Origin of the sequence: [Leptolyngbya] sp. PCC 7376, assembly GCF_000316605.1 — a bacterium.
Classification (GTDB): domain Bacteria; phylum Cyanobacteriota; class Cyanobacteriia; order Cyanobacteriales; family MRBY01; genus MRBY01.
In genome coordinates this window covers 2,736,285-2,750,588 of record NC_019683.1, presented here as the reverse complement: position 1 = coordinate 2,750,588, position 14,304 = coordinate 2,736,285, and the positions used below count along the sequence as shown (strand labels likewise).

The 14,304-nt window shown below is 45.4% G+C and carries 17 protein-coding genes; 4 read left to right on the top strand and 13 right to left on the bottom strand.

Annotated features, from left to right (window positions below; all coding sequences use genetic code 11):
- The first annotated feature begins 82 nt into the window (after positions 1–82).
- Entirely contained in the window at positions 83–1,390 is a 1,308-nt protein-coding gene (gene hisD / locus LEPTO7376_RS12220) for a histidinol dehydrogenase (protein ID WP_015134481.1), read from the top strand.
- Here the strand turns inward: hisD and LEPTO7376_RS12215 are convergent.
- Both LEPTO7376_RS12215 and LEPTO7376_RS12210 read right to left on the bottom strand, forming a co-directional pair.
- Positions 1,387–1,821, bottom strand: coding sequence for a hypothetical protein (locus tag LEPTO7376_RS12215; RefSeq protein WP_015134480.1), 435 nt, complete (start codon positions 1,819–1,821; stop codon positions 1,387–1,389). The genes hisD and LEPTO7376_RS12215 overlap by 4 nt on opposite strands.
- A 23-nt stretch (positions 1,822–1,844) precedes the next feature.
- On the bottom strand, positions 1,845–2,237 hold the full coding sequence (locus tag LEPTO7376_RS12210) for a hypothetical protein (protein ID WP_015134479.1): 393 nt from the start codon (positions 2,235–2,237) through the stop codon (positions 1,845–1,847).
- A gap of 134 nt (positions 2,238–2,371) precedes the next feature.
- Here LEPTO7376_RS12210 and LEPTO7376_RS12205 point away from each other — a divergent pair, with 134 nt between their 5' ends.
- Together LEPTO7376_RS12205 and LEPTO7376_RS12200 are read left to right on the top strand one after the other, a co-directional pair.
- Positions 2,372–3,124: a hypothetical protein gene (locus LEPTO7376_RS12205; protein ID WP_015134478.1), complete on the top strand. Its 753-nt coding sequence runs from the start codon at positions 2,372–2,374 to the stop codon at positions 3,122–3,124.
- 77 nt (positions 3,125–3,201) lie between these two features.
- On the top strand, positions 3,202–3,753 hold the full coding sequence (locus LEPTO7376_RS12200) for a phycobiliprotein lyase (RefSeq protein WP_015134477.1): 552 nt from the start codon (positions 3,202–3,204) through the stop codon (positions 3,751–3,753).
- Positions 3,754–3,769: 16 nt separating this feature from the next.
- On the opposite strand, the gene LEPTO7376_RS12195 is transcribed toward LEPTO7376_RS12200, so the two are convergent.
- Both LEPTO7376_RS12195 and LEPTO7376_RS12190 read right to left on the bottom strand, forming a co-directional pair.
- Entirely contained in the window at positions 3,770–4,396 is a 627-nt protein-coding gene (locus LEPTO7376_RS12195; RefSeq protein ID WP_015134476.1) for a ribonuclease H-like domain-containing protein, read from the bottom strand.
- 60 nt (positions 4,397–4,456) lie between these two features.
- Positions 4,457–5,035, bottom strand: a complete 579-nt coding sequence (locus tag LEPTO7376_RS12190; RefSeq protein ID WP_015134475.1) for a DUF924 family protein — start codon at positions 5,033–5,035, stop codon at positions 4,457–4,459.
- 65 nt (positions 5,036–5,100) lie between these two features.
- On the opposite strand from LEPTO7376_RS12190, the gene LEPTO7376_RS12185 reads away from it, so the two are divergent.
- Positions 5,101–6,048 (top strand): serine hydrolase, encoded by a 948-nt coding sequence (locus LEPTO7376_RS12185; RefSeq protein ID WP_015134474.1) that lies wholly within the window; start codon positions 5,101–5,103, stop codon positions 6,046–6,048.
- A 10-nt stretch (positions 6,049–6,058) separates the two neighbouring features.
- Here LEPTO7376_RS12185 and LEPTO7376_RS12180 read toward each other — a convergent pair whose 3' ends face one another.
- The 9 genes from LEPTO7376_RS12180 to LEPTO7376_RS12140 form a co-directional block, all read right to left on the bottom strand.
- On the bottom strand, positions 6,059–7,480 hold the full coding sequence (locus LEPTO7376_RS12180; RefSeq protein WP_015134473.1) for a GTP-binding protein: 1,422 nt from the start codon (positions 7,478–7,480) through the stop codon (positions 6,059–6,061).
- 45 nt (positions 7,481–7,525) lie between these two features.
- Positions 7,526–8,164, bottom strand: coding sequence for an LON peptidase substrate-binding domain-containing protein (locus tag LEPTO7376_RS12175; protein ID WP_015134472.1), 639 nt, complete (start codon positions 8,162–8,164; stop codon positions 7,526–7,528).
- Positions 8,165–8,302: 138 nt separating this feature from the next.
- Positions 8,303–8,620: a 30S ribosomal protein S10 gene (gene rpsJ, locus LEPTO7376_RS12170; RefSeq protein WP_002800099.1), complete on the bottom strand. Its 318-nt coding sequence runs from the start codon at positions 8,618–8,620 to the stop codon at positions 8,303–8,305.
- Between the two features lie 128 nt (positions 8,621–8,748).
- Entirely contained in the window at positions 8,749–9,978 is a 1,230-nt protein-coding gene (gene tuf, locus LEPTO7376_RS12165; protein ID WP_015134471.1) for an elongation factor Tu, read from the bottom strand.
- A 22-nt stretch (positions 9,979–10,000) separates the two neighbouring features.
- Positions 10,001–12,082 (bottom strand): elongation factor G, encoded by a 2,082-nt coding sequence (gene fusA, locus LEPTO7376_RS12160; protein ID WP_015134470.1) that lies wholly within the window; start codon positions 12,080–12,082, stop codon positions 10,001–10,003.
- A 241-nt stretch (positions 12,083–12,323) separates the two neighbouring features.
- Positions 12,324–12,794, bottom strand: coding sequence for a 30S ribosomal protein S7 (rpsG, locus tag LEPTO7376_RS12155; protein ID WP_015134469.1), 471 nt, complete (start codon positions 12,792–12,794; stop codon positions 12,324–12,326).
- Between the two features lie 238 nt (positions 12,795–13,032).
- Positions 13,033–13,407 carry a 30S ribosomal protein S12 gene (gene rpsL / locus LEPTO7376_RS12150; RefSeq protein ID WP_015134468.1) on the bottom strand — a complete coding sequence of 125 codons (375 nt, stop codon included), beginning with the start codon at positions 13,405–13,407 and terminating at the stop codon, positions 13,033–13,035.
- Between the two features lie 83 nt (positions 13,408–13,490).
- Entirely contained in the window at positions 13,491–13,820 is a 330-nt protein-coding gene (locus tag LEPTO7376_RS12145) for an iron-sulfur cluster assembly accessory protein (RefSeq protein WP_015134467.1), read from the bottom strand.
- A gap of 25 nt (positions 13,821–13,845) precedes the next feature.
- The gene (locus LEPTO7376_RS12140) at positions 13,846–14,250 is read right to left on the bottom strand and encodes a phosphomannose isomerase type II C-terminal cupin domain (protein WP_015134466.1); all 405 of its coding nucleotides are present in this window, start codon (positions 14,248–14,250) and stop codon (positions 13,846–13,848) included.
- Positions 14,251–14,304 lie beyond the last annotated feature (54 nt).

Genomic DNA, 14,304 nt, shown 5'->3' with positions numbered 1-14,304 from the left:
TGGTCATAACCAATGAGGTATTAAATTCAGTAGAATGGGATGAGATTTTAAAAATACCTGTTCAATAAAGATTATTTTTTCTATGCTGCGAATCCTTTATCAGCAAGCTGAAGCAAAAGATGAATTAGTACGAATCGCAAATCGAACATCTCATGATGTGGCAGTGGAGCAAGAAGCGACGGTCAAAGAGATTGTTAGTGCGGTGAAGGAGTCGGGCGACCAGGCAGTATTAGCGTTTACAAAGAAATTTGACCATCAAGATTTGACATCTGATCAATTACGGATTTCTGCAGCGGAATTAGACGCGGCTTATCAGCAGATCGATCAATCATTATTGCAAGCGATTCAGTTAGCAAGTAAGCAGGTTGAGGCTTTCCATCGTCAACGGACACCGAAATCTTGGGTGCAATTTGGAGACAATGATGTTGTGCTGGGAAAACGCTACACAGCAGTTGACCGGGCTGGTTTATATGTCCCTGGTGGACGAGCATCTTATCCAAGCACAGTTTTGATGAATGCGATTCCGGCGAAGGTTGCTGGCGTACCGCGTATCATAATGGTGACTCCGACAGGAGAAGCTCAAAAAATCAATCCGGCGGTTTTGGTAGCAGCACAAGAAGCAGGGATTGAGGAAATTTACCGGATTGGTGGGGCTCAGGCGATCGCCGCGCTAGCTTATGGAACAGAAACGATTCCAGCGGTGGATGTCATTACAGGGCCAGGGAATATTTATGTCACCCTCGCCAAGAAAATGGTTTACGGACGGGTCGGCATTGATTCTCTAGCAGGGCCTTCTGAAGTGTTAATAATTGCGGATGAAAGTGCAGATCCCGCCCATGTAGCAGCAGATCTTTTGGCACAGGCAGAGCATGATCCCCTTGCGGCAGCGATTTTGTTGACACCCAGTAAAGATTTTGCAAAAGCAGTACAGACAGAAGTTTCGAAGCAACTCCAAGGGCATCCTCGTCAAGAACTAACAGAAAAGGCGATCGCCCACTACGGCATTGTCGTTGTTGTTGATTCTCTTGAAGATGCAGCAGAATTATCAAATTTATTCGCGCCGGAACACCTGGAGCTTGAAATCGACGAACCATGGGAACTGTTGCCCCAAATTCGTCACGCTGGAGCAATTTTCCTTGGACATTCGACACCAGAAGCAGTGGGAGATTATTTGGCAGGGCCAAACCACACATTACCGACTGCCGGTGCTGCTCGTTATGCTTCAGCCCTTGGTGTAGAAACCTTTATGAAGCATTCCAGCATTATTCAATATTCTGAAAAAGCGCTACGGAATGTTGGTGATGCCATTCAATCGCTCGCACAGGCTGAGGGGTTAGCTTCCCATGCCGAGTCGGTCAGAATTCGTGTCGAGAAAAAACCAAAAGGTTAAATACCAAATGCAATAAATTTTTGGAGATAATTCACCCATTTTGCGGCTAAATCAATTTGGGTAAATGGAATTTGAGTGCTGTCCTGTTCTTCCTTGTAGTTAAGGCTGAGGACAGCTTTACCTTTGGCGGGTAATGCATCTAAATTTTCAGGGTCGACCTCTGCAATGGTTTCACCATCAATTTCGAGACTAATGTCTGATAGTTTGGCGATCGCAACTGTTTGGGTCTCAACAATGCCTTTGCGGGTAGCTTTCCCCCAAGTAATTTGACCGTTGCGGTAGCCCATCACGGAATACAAATCATATTTAGCTTGCTCAAAATTATCAGCCCAAACTTTGTAGGCTTCTAATTTCTTGTACTCAGCCGAGCCTGCCCAAGCCAGACCGATAAAAGTTGCGAGTAAAGGTAACCAAAGTAGACCCCGTTCCATAATTATTCCGTCCTAGTTCTTTCCTACGACTGCTCCGATTCTCGTGATTCAACAAAATGACGCAGACTGAGCAATGCCACAGTCTGACCAAGGTTTAAAGGTAGCAAAGAAATGCCTTCAAGACGAGATTGGAGCCAGCCATCGTCCCACGACCATTCATGAAAGCCGTCAATACCTTGACTCAATAAAAACCGCACCCCATGATCATGGAGCACATCAACGTGATGTTTCACGGGGACAACGCCCAAATAAGTTGTAAATTCTGAATTTACATCTAGCTGACTGGGCAATGATTCAAATCGCTGCATCCATAACCATTTTTTCAGTTGGTCAGGCTGGGTGAGACTGTTTTGAATGATTTGGCTAGAAGCTTTTACTTCGAGGCGAATATTACTCTGCTGAAATTGTCCAAACATCCGGCTACGCTATCGTTCTCACTTCGGGTAATGCCTAAGATTATAACGAGTGAGATTCGGTCGGGTGGGAAACAATTTATCTGGCAGCTCGTCTCAAACACCACAGCAGACACAACATGAGGACTATATTTGTTATGTCTTTCTCCGCTTCTCACTCACGCAAATCCGGAGCGATCGCCCTTTTTGGCACGCTATTTATTAGTTCGGCGATCGCCCCATTTATCTCGATGAACGCCGCCCAGGCACAACTTTTCAAAAATCAACGGCCGAGCACTACCCAAAACCGTAATCAAAACAATAATCGTAACCGCACTGTAAATATTGCCGCTGGCGCAGAAATTCCAGTGATGGTGCCCGAGGCCGAAAAGATTTTGGTGGCTCCCGACGAAACGATGGAATTGACCGTTGAAGTCGCAGCTAACCTAAAGGATCGCTATGGAGAAGTATTGATTCCCTACGGCACAAAAATTGAAGGGCGCATCGAACCTGTTGATGGTGGTGGCTCCCAATTTGTCGCAAGAGAGTTGATTTTTGATGAGGATGATACCCAGGCAATCTACGGTGAATCCCGCATTATTACTCGCACTGAAACGATTGAAAAAGGTGCTGATGGTGGCGATATCCTTGAAGGCGCTTTAATTGGTGCAGGTGCAGGCTTATTAGTCTCCATTCTCACAGGCGACCCCGATGTTGACTTCAGCACAATTCTTCTCGGTGGTGGTTTAGGTGCCCTCGGTGGCTGGGCTCTCGGCGGTGAAGAAGCTGAAGTGGTTGCTATCGACCCAGACCGCGATCTCGATATTATTCTCAGCGATCGCCTCACCCTCCAGCCCTACGATTATCGGACGACTCAAACTGCGCGTAATGATGATCTCATCTGGGATTAAGGCAAGTTTGTAAGGCATAACCCACTCCGCTATGATGGTACGAATCTTTAGATTTCCCAGCAATCACACTAATTTCCATGGATATCAAGGCATTTGTCCATCAGAGCGCGGGTGACTGGTTTACCCAACGTACGTTCTACCAAGCGCATACCCCAGATCCTGATAACAGCAAAGCCAATGTGTCTTTTATGTTGTTAGAGGAAGGTCATCCAGAAGTAAAGCGTATTGCGACAGCAATCGGTCAACAGCCTGATGAGCGCTGGTTTGTTTTCCAAAGTAGCTGGGATACTTCCATCGACTGGGCAAAAAAGCCTGCGGTTAAGGGAACATCATTAATGGCATTTATCTTTGATCCAGAAAAGCCTCAGGAAGCTCAAGCATTTGCCCTCAGCAAGACTTTGTCGAAAGGCTCCTGTGTCCTTGGGGATGATGAGATTTTGATTATGACGCTCACTGAAGGCGATCGCACTATTGTTGAACGGCAATGGTTTGGTAGCGAAAACCTCAGAATGCGCACCAATATTGTCAGCGATTCAACGGGCGTTTTACAGACTAGTTTTTATTCTGAAATTCGCCGAAATGTTGCGCCACCGAAACCTGCCGAGGAAGCAGTTGAAGCAGCCAAATAATTGTTTATAACAAGTCTTATTTGTGCTCGAAAACATTGTTATAAAACGCGAGATCTAAAGTCACAAAGGTGGGGAGACACCGAATACACTCCTCCATTAGGTGCCAGCGATCCTCGCGTTTTAACATGTCAATGAGTTTATGCATCATTGGGATGAGATAACGCACATCATTAGAGGCATAGCTAAGCTGCTCAGCACTAAGCGCCGCCACATTACCCCAGTCAGAGCTCTGGGCAGATTTATCTAGTTCAATGCCCATTAGCTCTTTCACCAGGGACTTTAAACCATGGCTAGAGGTATAGGTGCGGGCAAGTTTACTAGCAATTTTTGTACAGAAAATTGGATTTGTTTCAATACCAAATGTGTGGCGCAATTGAGCGATATCAAACCGTCCGAAGTGAAAAACCTTAGTGATATTTTCCGCCTCCATCAAAGTTTTGAGATTGGGGGCTTCTGTTTGGCCACGACTAATTCGAACAGCACTGACATAACCGTCATCATCACAAAGCTGCACCAAACAGAGGCGATCGCGGTGGGGATTTAAGCCCATGGTTTCTGTATCAACGGCGATCGCCTCGGATTTTAGATAGCGTTCGAGCAGTTCAGTGCTGATGTCCTGGTCGCAGAGTTCAAACTTGTCCATTGTGTCCCCAAAAGATTGCCCAGATATTATGCCGGAAAAAGCCCAGCAATCCCCATCTAGTTAAAAGGAAGAACCAGGTTTACTGAGAAATTCTAGTTCGGCTTCTGTGCTTTCGCGCCCAAGAATTTTATTACGGTGGGGAAATCGGCCAAACTGATCGATCACATCAAAATGTTTTTGAGCATAGTCGATATAGCTTTGGCTAATCGGATTATCTTCTAACTGAGCAAATAATTCGAGCGATCGCCGTTGATCTTCAATATCTTCACTATGTTCAAACGGCAGATACAAAAATAAACGCTGCACTACCAATAAATCTTTGTCGAGGTTCTGGGCGATCGCCTGCTTTGCAATACCCAGCGCTTTTTTATCCGTTGCGAATGCTTGAGGAGAATTGCGAAATAAATTGCGGGGGACTTGATCGAGCAAAATCATTAGAGCAACACAACCCATTGGCTCTACTTGCCAAGAATCTAACGTGTCATTTTTTGCCTGCTTGTGAAAACTGCCTAAGGTTTCGCGAACTTGGTCATCAAACAAAGGATTTTTAATAAACCATTCCTTGCGAGAAGTGCCATAAATTTCGCTATGCAGCTCTCCAAACCAAAAATCATTGACGATTTGCCAAGCTTCTCTCATCTCGCGTCATCCAACCCGTAAAAATATGCCAAAATTCTATCATTCATAATATTGAGAGTTTAGTTTTGACGTTCTATCAAAGTAGCGATCGCCTCGAAGAGTTAGGTCAACAGGTGTTGCAGAGTGTATGGCAAAAATTTCCCACGCTCAAACCGGAACAGCTAGCTCTGAGTTGGATTGTCTACGATGAGCCAGTGATTGTGAATACGGGTGGAGCCCTATCTCCTGAGGCTTTTTGGCAGCATCCAGTGAGGGGTTTTAGTTATCGCGGTGATGAGCGTATTTATCCAGCAAGTGTCATTAAACTGTTTTATCTTGTGGCTATTCACGAATGGCTAGAGGGTAATATGGTGGCAGATTCGGCAGAATTGCAGCGAGCGATTCACGACATGATTATTGAGTCGAGCAATGATGCGACCAGCTACATTTTAGATACGCTCAGCGGCACAACCAGTGGGCCCGAACTACCACCAGAACCATTAAAAACGTGGAGCTACCAACGCAATATCGTAAATCGCTTCTACAAAAATCTCGGTTGGGAAGAACTCGCCTCGATTAATGTGAATCAAAAACCTTGGGGAGATGGCCCCTACGGCAGGGAACGGCAATTCCTCGGCAAGAATTACGACAACCGCAATATGCTCACGACCAAGGCGATCGCCCGATTATTTCACGCGATTATGGGAGGCGTAGCAGTTTCTAGTGAACGATGTCAGTCAATGGTGACGTTGTTAAGTCGCAGCATTAATCCGCAGAGTCTCGCCGCTATCGATGAAGATGAAAACCAAGTGACTGGTTTTCTCGGGGAAGCATTACCTGAAGGTAGTCAGCTTTGGTCAAAGGCAGGTTGGACAAGTCATGTCCGCCATGATGCCGCTTATATTGAAGTGCCCGAGCAACCTCCTTATCTTTTAATTGCATTTACTGAAGGACAAGAACACGCTAAAAATCGTGAGATCCTACCGTTTATTTCCCAAGAAATTTTGGCAGCTTCATCTCAAACTGCGCCGTAACGATAAAGCGTTATGAGCGTAAGTTCGCAGTCAAATCCTGTTTGAGGCGATAGAGAATCGATTCACGGTCTAGAGAGTCAATAATTTTGCGTACTACTGCTTTTGGATTATTATCGCCCCATGCTCCTCCTGTGATGAGATAGCTTTTCGTCGCCTCGCCAATAATTTTTGTCGACAGTCCAGCGATCGCCCCTTGAGTTATGGCCACAGAAATGTAAGGAGCAAGGGACAATCCTCCGGTGGCTGGGATCGAAAATCCAAGCATCCCTTTAAGGGAACTCAACCCTAAATTCGCGATAAATTCCCCTGCTGTCATCCCACCCATACTCAACGCAATTTTTTGTAGTAGGGCGATCGCCTCAGTCTGTTGCAAGTTCAGCCCATAAAGTTGAGACAGCCGAATAATTAAGACAACATCAACCATTGCCCCACTAAAAATATCCAGCACAGTCACTGGATTTAAGGCCACAGCTGCCGCTTTTGTCACCATCGCCTTTTCAATAAGGTGATCGCTTGCCCTTTCTCGCAATAGCAACTTTCGTTGGAGAACTTTTTTGTGAGTCGCATCCGCAAAAAGCATCGAGTTTAGTGCCAGTAATGCTTTTCCTTCCCGCTCCAGAATTTCGAGAATTTTGAGCTTTAGATCAACGACATTCGATTGACCTCGTTCTCGCGTGACCTGACGTTTACCCGTTGCATCAACAGAAACTTTTGCCACTAAAGGAGAAGCCGCGACCATTACAATCTCATCCGGCGATAAAATTTCCTTCACGCGGCGATCGCAAATCGTTTGATAAATCAGCTCCCGATCAGTCTCAGGATATTGATCCACTTTATTGAAAACCAGAATCATCGGCTTGCCGACTTCCCGCAATTGCGACAGAGCCTCAAATTCCACTCGACTCATATCCCCGGCGACCACAAACAAAATCAAATCCATCTGCTGAGCAATCAACTTTGCCAGCTGCTCACGCGTTTCACCATTCACTTCATCAATACCGGGCGTATCAACTAACTCTAAACGGCTATGTTGGCGATCGCTCAGCGAGACACGTTGCACCCGACTATCACCAATATTTTCTTCACTTACTTGCCAAATTGCTTGCCCAATCTCTGTCGTCACCCCATGCAAAGCGCCAGTCTGAAACACAGACTCTCCTAGCAATGCATTCAAAACTGACGACTTACCTCGACCCACCAACCCAAATGCCGCAATCTGAAGCACCGAATGCTCCAATTTATCGAACATCAAACCCAGTTGCTGAATATCCTGTTGTAACCCATATTGCTCTCGCTCCGTCAGATCCAAATTCTGAAGCAATTGCTTAAGGGTTTCCTGAGCCTCATGATAATTAATATCCGTCTGGATTTCTGTAAAGTCGGCGATCGCCGCATCAAATTCCTCAGAAGACCAATCTGCCGACTTTTCCATTCTTCTTCAAAAGTTTTTTCCCAGACCCACTCCCAATTAAACTCCCTAGTTTAAAGCGTCTTTTAATGCAGTACGCGCCGCCAGATGATTCCGAGTTGACGTTAAAATTTCCACTTCTCTACGCAAACGTTCCTGAGTATTTTGTAGTTCTAATAAAGCTTGCTGCTCTTCTGCCACACCATACAAACTACCCGCGATCCAATAAGACAATTCTCGTGGCAAATCAGGCAACTCATCGGGCAATTCTAAAGGCTGATCCGCTAACTTTGCCGAAAGGCTCACCACATCCATCAAAATCTGTTTTGCATCCACTGCCAAAGAAGACAAATTACCACTCATCGGATCATCCTCGATCCACTCAACCAAACCGACTCGATAGGGCTTTTCTCGAACATAATCTAAAACCCGAAACCGCTGCTGACCAATCGTCAACATCTTCATACGACCATCCGGCAGTTTTTCGCAATGAACAACCTCTGCACAGCACCCAACATTTGCGATACTGCCATCAACAGGATCAACCATCAGCACACCAAAACGCCGATCATTTTCCAAAATTGTATTCATCATGATGCGATACCGAAACTCGAACACATGAAGAGGTAATGGACGAGAAGGAAATAACACCACTTCGGGAAGCGGAAACAAAGGCAGCTCTCGAACAGCAACAGAGGAAGGAGTCATTGGCAGCGACAGAATCAGGATGTATATATACTCTAACGGATATAGAAAACTTAAGCTAAACCAACAAAACTCCCGCTGGCTTCAAGCCGATTCGGGAGTCTTTAAATAATCCTATTAAAAATCAGGAGGTAAACTCATTTAGAGCTTGACTTCAATATCAACACCAGCAGGAAGATCAAGTTTCATCAAAGCATCAATTGTCTTAGAAGAAGGCTGATAAATATCAATAATGCGACGGTGAGTACGAGTCTCAAAGTGCTCACGAGAATCTTTGTCTACGTGGGGAGAACGGAGCACACAATAAATCTTACGCTTAGTGGGAAGAGGGATAGGACCAATCGCTGTAGCGTTAGTGCGATTAGCAGTATCAACAATCTTTTCACAAGAAGTGTCGAGTAAACGACGATCAAATGCTTTCAAACGGATTCGTATCTTTTGCTGTTGTAAAGTAGCCATATTTTTGATTTTTCAAGGTACAAATTGTGGGTAGATTCAAGCTGAGAGTTACCCAATGCTTATCGAAGAGAACAAAGGAGCAGGTCGATAAGCTTTAACCTACTCCTTTTGATATTTAGTTGATGAGATTACTCAACAATCTTAGAAACCGCGCCCGCACCAATAGTACGACCACCTTCACGAATCGCAAAGCGCATACCTTGCTCAATTGCAACGGGGCAGATGAGCTCAACACTCATCTTGATGCGATCGCCAGGCATAACCATTTCAGCTGCAGAACCATCATCAGCAGTGAAGTCAGTGATTACACCAGTTACGTCAGTTGTACGAACGTAGAACTGAGGACGATAGTTAGGGAAGAAAGGAGTGTGACGACCGCCTTCATCCTTAGTCAAAACGTATACCTCAGCCTCAAACTTAGTATGAGGCGTGATGGACTTGGGCTTAGCAAGAACCATACCGCGCTCAATATCTTCCTTCTGAACACCACGGAGAAGTACACCAACGTTATCACCAGCAAGACCTTCATCGAGAGTCTTTTGGAACATCTCAACACCAGTCACAGTGGTTTCGCGAGTGTCTTTAATACCAACAATCTCGATAGTCTCACCGACGGTTACCTTACCGCGCTCGATACGACCAGTTGCAACAGTACCACGACCAGTAATTGAGAAGACGTCCTCAATCGCCATCAAGAAAGGCTTATCAACATCACGCTCAGGAAGAGGCATGTAGCTGTCAACACTCTCCATGAGAGCAAGAATCTTGTCTACCCATTCGTTCTCACCAGCTTTAATAGCGGGGTTCTCAGTCAAAGCTTCAACAGCTTTGAGTGCAGAACCAGTTGTGATGGGAATATCATCGCCGGGGAAGTCGTACTCATCAAGAAGCTCACGAACTTCAAGTTCAACGAGTTCTAGAAGCTCTTCATCATCAACCTGGTCTTCTTTGTTAAGGAAAACAACCAAGCTAGGAACACCAACCTGCTTTGCAAGAAGAATGTGCTCACGAGTCTGGGGCATAGGACCATCAGCAGCGGAAACAACGAGGATACCGCCGTCCATTTGTGCTGCACCAGTAATCATGTTCTTGACGTAGTCAGCGTGACCAGGGCAATCAACGTGAGCATAGTGACGCTCACCAGTTTCATACTCTACATGAGCAGTATTGATTGTGATACCACGTGCTTTCTCCTCAGGAGCAGCATCGATATCTTCATAGTTTTGAGCTTTTGCGCCGCCAGCTGCTGCCAAAGCCATTGTAATAGCCGCAGTTAGAGTGGTTTTACCATGGTCAACGTGACCAACAGTACCAATATTGGCGTGGGGTTTGTTTCTTTCAAACTTTTCGCGTGCCATGAGTTTTGTTTTTCCTTAATCGTTAAAAGTGTGCGTTCCCTTTGTTTTTGGCGATGATGGCTTCAGCCACGTGGTGAGGCACTTCATCATAATTGCTAAATTCCATAGAGAAGATACCACGTCCTTGGGTTTTAGAACGGATATCAGTGGCATAGCCAAACATTTCAGCTAGTGGAACTTTAGCTGAAACCTTAGCAATACCGTCATCGGAATTCATGCCTTGGATGTTGCCCCGTCGGGCATTGAGGTCACCCATAATTTCACCGAGGAAATCTTCAGGTACTTCAACCTCAACCTGCATAATGGGTTCTAACACTACTGGGGCTGCTTGGTCAACAGCATCGCGAATTGCAATGGAACCTGCAATTTTGAATGCCATTTCTGAAGAGTCCACATCGTGAAATGATCCATCGAGCAAGGTTGCTTTGAGATCAATCATTGGGTAGCCAGCAATAATACCAGATTCACATGCCTCTTTCATTCCTTGCTGAACGGAAGGAATGTATTCGCGTGGAATGGTACCACCGACTATCTTTGATTCAAATTCAAAGCCACTGCCTTCATCTCCAGGTTCAATCTGGATGACAACATGGCCATATTGACCCTTTCCGCCGCTTTGACGGATAAATTTACCTTCAGCATCAGCTTTCTGGCGAATTGTTTCACGGTAAGCGACTTGGGGTTGACCAACATCTGCTTCAACTTTGAACTCGCGAAGCATCCGGTCTACAAGAATTTCGAGATGTAACTCTCCCATCCCTGCAATCACGGTTTGGTTGGTTTCCGGATCGACACTGACACGGAAGGTCGGGTCTTCATCGGATAGTGATTGGAGAGCCTTTGAGAGCTTCTCCATATCTTGCTTGGTCTTGGGCTCTACTGCCACAGAAATAACGGGCTCTGGAACATAGAGTGATTCGAGGATAATCGGTTCATCTACATTACAGAGAGTGTCGCCTGTGGTGGTATCCCGCATACCAATTACTGCACCGAGATCCCCAGCCCGCAATGAGTCAACTTCAATGCGCTCATTGGACTTGAGGACAATCAATCGAGAAATGCGTTCTTTTTTATCTTTCGTAGAGTTATAGATATAACTACCTTTCTCAATTGCCCCGGAATAAACTCGAATAAATGTCAGTCTGCCATAGGGGTCAGACGCAATTTTGAATGCTAGAGCAGCAAATGGCTCATCATCACTAGCTGAACGGCTTCCTTCACTACCATCAGGAAGTTCACCAGTAATTGCGGGGACATCCAAAGGGGAAGGCAAGTAATCTACAACTGCATCAAGCAGTAGCTGCACTCCTTTGTTCTTAAAGGCTGAGCCACAAAGCAAAGGAACAACTTCTCCGGAAATCGTGCCATTACGCAGAGCTGAAATGATTTCTGTCTCGGTAAACTCTTCGCCTTCTAAATATTTCTCAAGTAAAGCTTCATCGGCTTCGGCGATCGCCTCTACCATTAATGTTCGATATTCTTCTGCTTGCTCTTGAAGGCCTTCTGGGATATCACAGACTTCAATATCCTGACCGATCTCATCCTTGTAGATATTGGCCTGCATTTTGACGAGGTCGATAATCCCTTCAAAATTATTTTCTGCACCAATGGGAATTTGAATAGGTACAGCATTCGCTTTTAAACGTCCCTTGATTTGATCGTAAACCTTAAAGAAGTTCGCACCAGTACGATCCATCTTATTTACGAATGCAATCCGGGGAACGGAATAACGATCTGCTTGTCGCCAAACAGTTTCGGATTGAGGCTGAACGCCACCAACAGAGCAAAAAACAGCGATCACACCATCAAGCACACGCATCGAACGTTCCACTTCAATCGTGAAATCTACGTGCCCAGGGGTATCAATAATATTGATCTTTTGATCACGCCAGCTAGTACTAATGGCCGCCGCAGTAATCGTAATGCCACGCTCACGCTCCTGCTCCATCCAATCAGTTACAGCATTACCATCGTGAACTTCTCCGATCTTATGAACAATACCGGAGTAGAACAGAATTCTTTCAGTTGTCGTGGTCTTACCCGCATCGATGTGCGCAGCAATTCCAATATTTCTGACATGCTCTAGGGCGATGCTTCGTGACATTATGTTCTCCTGCATCTAAAAGATTTTTGGGAGCTAAGATCATTGCAAAGGTTCAGCCACGAGCAGTGTCAGAGACTCTGACAACGGAAGCGTAATATTTCTTTGCAATCGCGACTCACAATTATAGTGTTGCTTGCCAAGTTCGTCTAGCGAAAAGGGGAATTCCGGCCCAAAATCTCAACATGCTCTCGCAGATTGAGACTTCGATTAGCGAGACTCCCCTCAGGCAATCATCAAAGTTTTAATAGCGATAGTGAGCAAAAGCTTTGTTTGCTTCAGCCATGCGATGAGTATCTTCGCGCTTCTTAATCGCGCCACCAGTCTCATTCGCTGCATCCATCAATTCATTGGCAAGCTTCATCGCCATGGTTTTACCAGAGCGTTGACGAGCATAGCCAATTAACCAGCGCAATGCTAATGCGGTGCCACGGCCTTGGCGAACTTCCATTGGTACTTGATAGGTTGCACCACCAACACGACGAGCTTTCACTTCGACGAGGGGAGTGAGGTTGCGAATTGCTTCTTCGAAAACTTCGATAGGATCGCTTCCTGTTCTGTCTTTAATAATGTCTAAGGCATCGTAGACAATCCGTGCTGCCAAGGACTTTTTACCGCTGCTCATTACGCGGCGGATGGTCATACTGAGTAGGCGATTGTTGTACACCGCGTCTGGGGGTACTTCACGCTTTTTTGTTACTGAACGACGAGACATCTTTGTACAGAGTTTAAATAAGGGTGTGCTTAGGGTTTATACGCTAGCAAAAACGTATGGGGCAGCAGTTTTACTTGATTTATTCTTCGCTTAGTCGTGAGCTAAATAAAGGTATCAATTCAAGTTTTTATCATAAAAATATATTTTAGACGTGACTAGTAATTTCTAGTCTTGTCTTAGTTTCTGTAAATTGGCGATCGCAACTCTACGCCAATAAACAAACTATAGGGAGAATAATTTATTCTTTAGGACGCTTCGCGCCATACTTGGAACGGCTTTGACGACGGTCTTTAACGCCAGTCGCATCAAGAGTTCCACGTACGATGTGATAACGAACTCCGGGAAGATCTTTTACACGACCACCACGGATTAGAACAACGGAGTGCTCTTGGAGGTTATGACCGATACCGGGAATGTAAGCAGTCACTTCAAAGCCAGAAGTCAGACGAACACGTGCAACCTTACGGAGTGCAGAGTTAGGCTTCTTCGGCGTAGTCGTATATACACGAGTGCAAACGCCACGACGCTGAGGGCATTGCTTTAGTGCAGGCGACTTGGTCTTTTTCTTTAGCTTAAATCGTTCAGAACGAATAAGTTGTTGGATAGTTGGCATAAAAAAACTGCCCTACACGCAAAAATTGGCATAGGCCATTAGCATTGACAAAAGATCATTTTATTGAGTTCTAATCCTATCTGTCAAGGTGAGGTCTGAAAAGATTGGCCGCAATTACAGATTTTTGTGGCAATAGGGTTGCTAAAGCGGAAGCCACCTCCCATCAAGTCTTCGGAAAAATCAAGGTTTAGGTCTGCCAAGGATGTTTCGTCTGAAGGGTCGACCAATATTTTAATGTTGCGACTACTGTATTGGCGATCGCCCTCTTGGGGTTCCATTTCGAGAGAGAACTGATAAATAAAATCGAGACACCCACCTTTAGCTATTGAAAGACGCAGGAAGCTATCAGGAACATTACGGCTACGCTGAATGCGTTTAATCTCTTGGGCAGCGGTGGGTGTAATTTGAATCATGGTTTAGCTTTGAGAGCCAGTTAACCTAGGCACGGGAATAATCGTCTTGGAAACGAATAATATCATCTTCGCCAAGGTACTCGCCGTTTTGAACTTCGATTAGGACGAGGGGGACAACGCCAGGATTTTCGAGACGATGGTTCGTGCAAGCAGGAACATAGGTGGATTGGTTTGGGGTAAGAAGTTCTTTTGTTTCACCACATTCAACAAGAGCAGTACCACAAACAACAATCCAGTGTTCACTGCGGTGATGGTGCATCTGGAGGCTCAAGCGATGGCCAGGATTGACTTCAATACGCTTAATTTTGTAACCAGGGCCTTCGTCTAAAACGGTAAATGTTCCCCATGGTCGAGTATCAGAAATAGGGGCTTTAATAGTGAGGCGATCGCCCTCTTGCTTGATAGAAGAAACTGTTGCCGACTGAACCATGATTTAGACCTCGTGAAGCAATTACTTAGTAATCTTATATAGTTCTAAGTTACC

What these genes read in the sequence shown, in the direction of transcription:
- rpsL (WP_015134468.1), bottom strand. Translation starts at nt 13,407, where the DNA reads ATGCCAACTATCCAACAACTTATTCGTTCTGAACGATTTAAGCTAAAG.
- LEPTO7376_RS12195 (WP_015134476.1), bottom strand. Translation starts at nt 4,396, where the DNA reads ATGGACAAGTTTGAACTCTGCGACCAGGACATCAGCACTGAACTGCTC.
- LEPTO7376_RS12200 (WP_015134477.1), top strand. Translation starts at nt 3,202, where the DNA reads ATGGATATCAAGGCATTTGTCCATCAGAGCGCGGGTGACTGGTTTACC.
- LEPTO7376_RS12215 (WP_015134480.1), bottom strand. Translation starts at nt 1,821, where the DNA reads ATGGAACGGGGTCTACTTTGGTTACCTTTACTCGCAACTTTTATCGGT.
- LEPTO7376_RS12175 (WP_015134472.1), bottom strand. Translation starts at nt 8,164, where the DNA reads ATGACTCCTTCCTCTGTTGCTGTTCGAGAGCTGCCTTTGTTTCCGCTT.
- LEPTO7376_RS12145 (WP_015134467.1), bottom strand. Translation starts at nt 13,820, where the DNA reads ATGATTCAAATTACACCCACCGCTGCCCAAGAGATTAAACGCATTCAG.
- hisD (WP_015134481.1), top strand. Translation starts at nt 83, where the DNA reads ATGCTGCGAATCCTTTATCAGCAAGCTGAAGCAAAAGATGAATTAGTA.
- fusA (WP_015134470.1), bottom strand. Translation starts at nt 12,082, where the DNA reads ATGTCACGAAGCATCGCCCTAGAGCATGTCAGAAATATTGGAATTGCT.
- tuf (WP_015134471.1), bottom strand. Translation starts at nt 9,978, where the DNA reads ATGGCACGCGAAAAGTTTGAAAGAAACAAACCCCACGCCAATATTGGT.
- LEPTO7376_RS12180 (WP_015134473.1), bottom strand. Translation starts at nt 7,480, where the DNA reads ATGGAAAAGTCGGCAGATTGGTCTTCTGAGGAATTTGATGCGGCGATC.
- LEPTO7376_RS12210 (WP_015134479.1), bottom strand. Translation starts at nt 2,237, where the DNA reads ATGTTTGGACAATTTCAGCAGAGTAATATTCGCCTCGAAGTAAAAGCT.
- rpsG (WP_015134469.1), bottom strand. Translation starts at nt 12,794, where the DNA reads ATGTCTCGTCGTTCAGTAACAAAAAAGCGTGAAGTACCCCCAGACGCG.
- LEPTO7376_RS12205 (WP_015134478.1), top strand. Translation starts at nt 2,372, where the DNA reads ATGTCTTTCTCCGCTTCTCACTCACGCAAATCCGGAGCGATCGCCCTT.
- rpsJ (WP_002800099.1), bottom strand. Translation starts at nt 8,620, where the DNA reads ATGGCTACTTTACAACAGCAAAAGATACGAATCCGTTTGAAAGCATTT.
- LEPTO7376_RS12190 (WP_015134475.1), bottom strand. Translation starts at nt 5,035, where the DNA reads ATGAGAGAAGCTTGGCAAATCGTCAATGATTTTTGGTTTGGAGAGCTG.
- LEPTO7376_RS12140 (WP_015134466.1), bottom strand. Translation starts at nt 14,250, where the DNA reads ATGGTTCAGTCGGCAACAGTTTCTTCTATCAAGCAAGAGGGCGATCGC.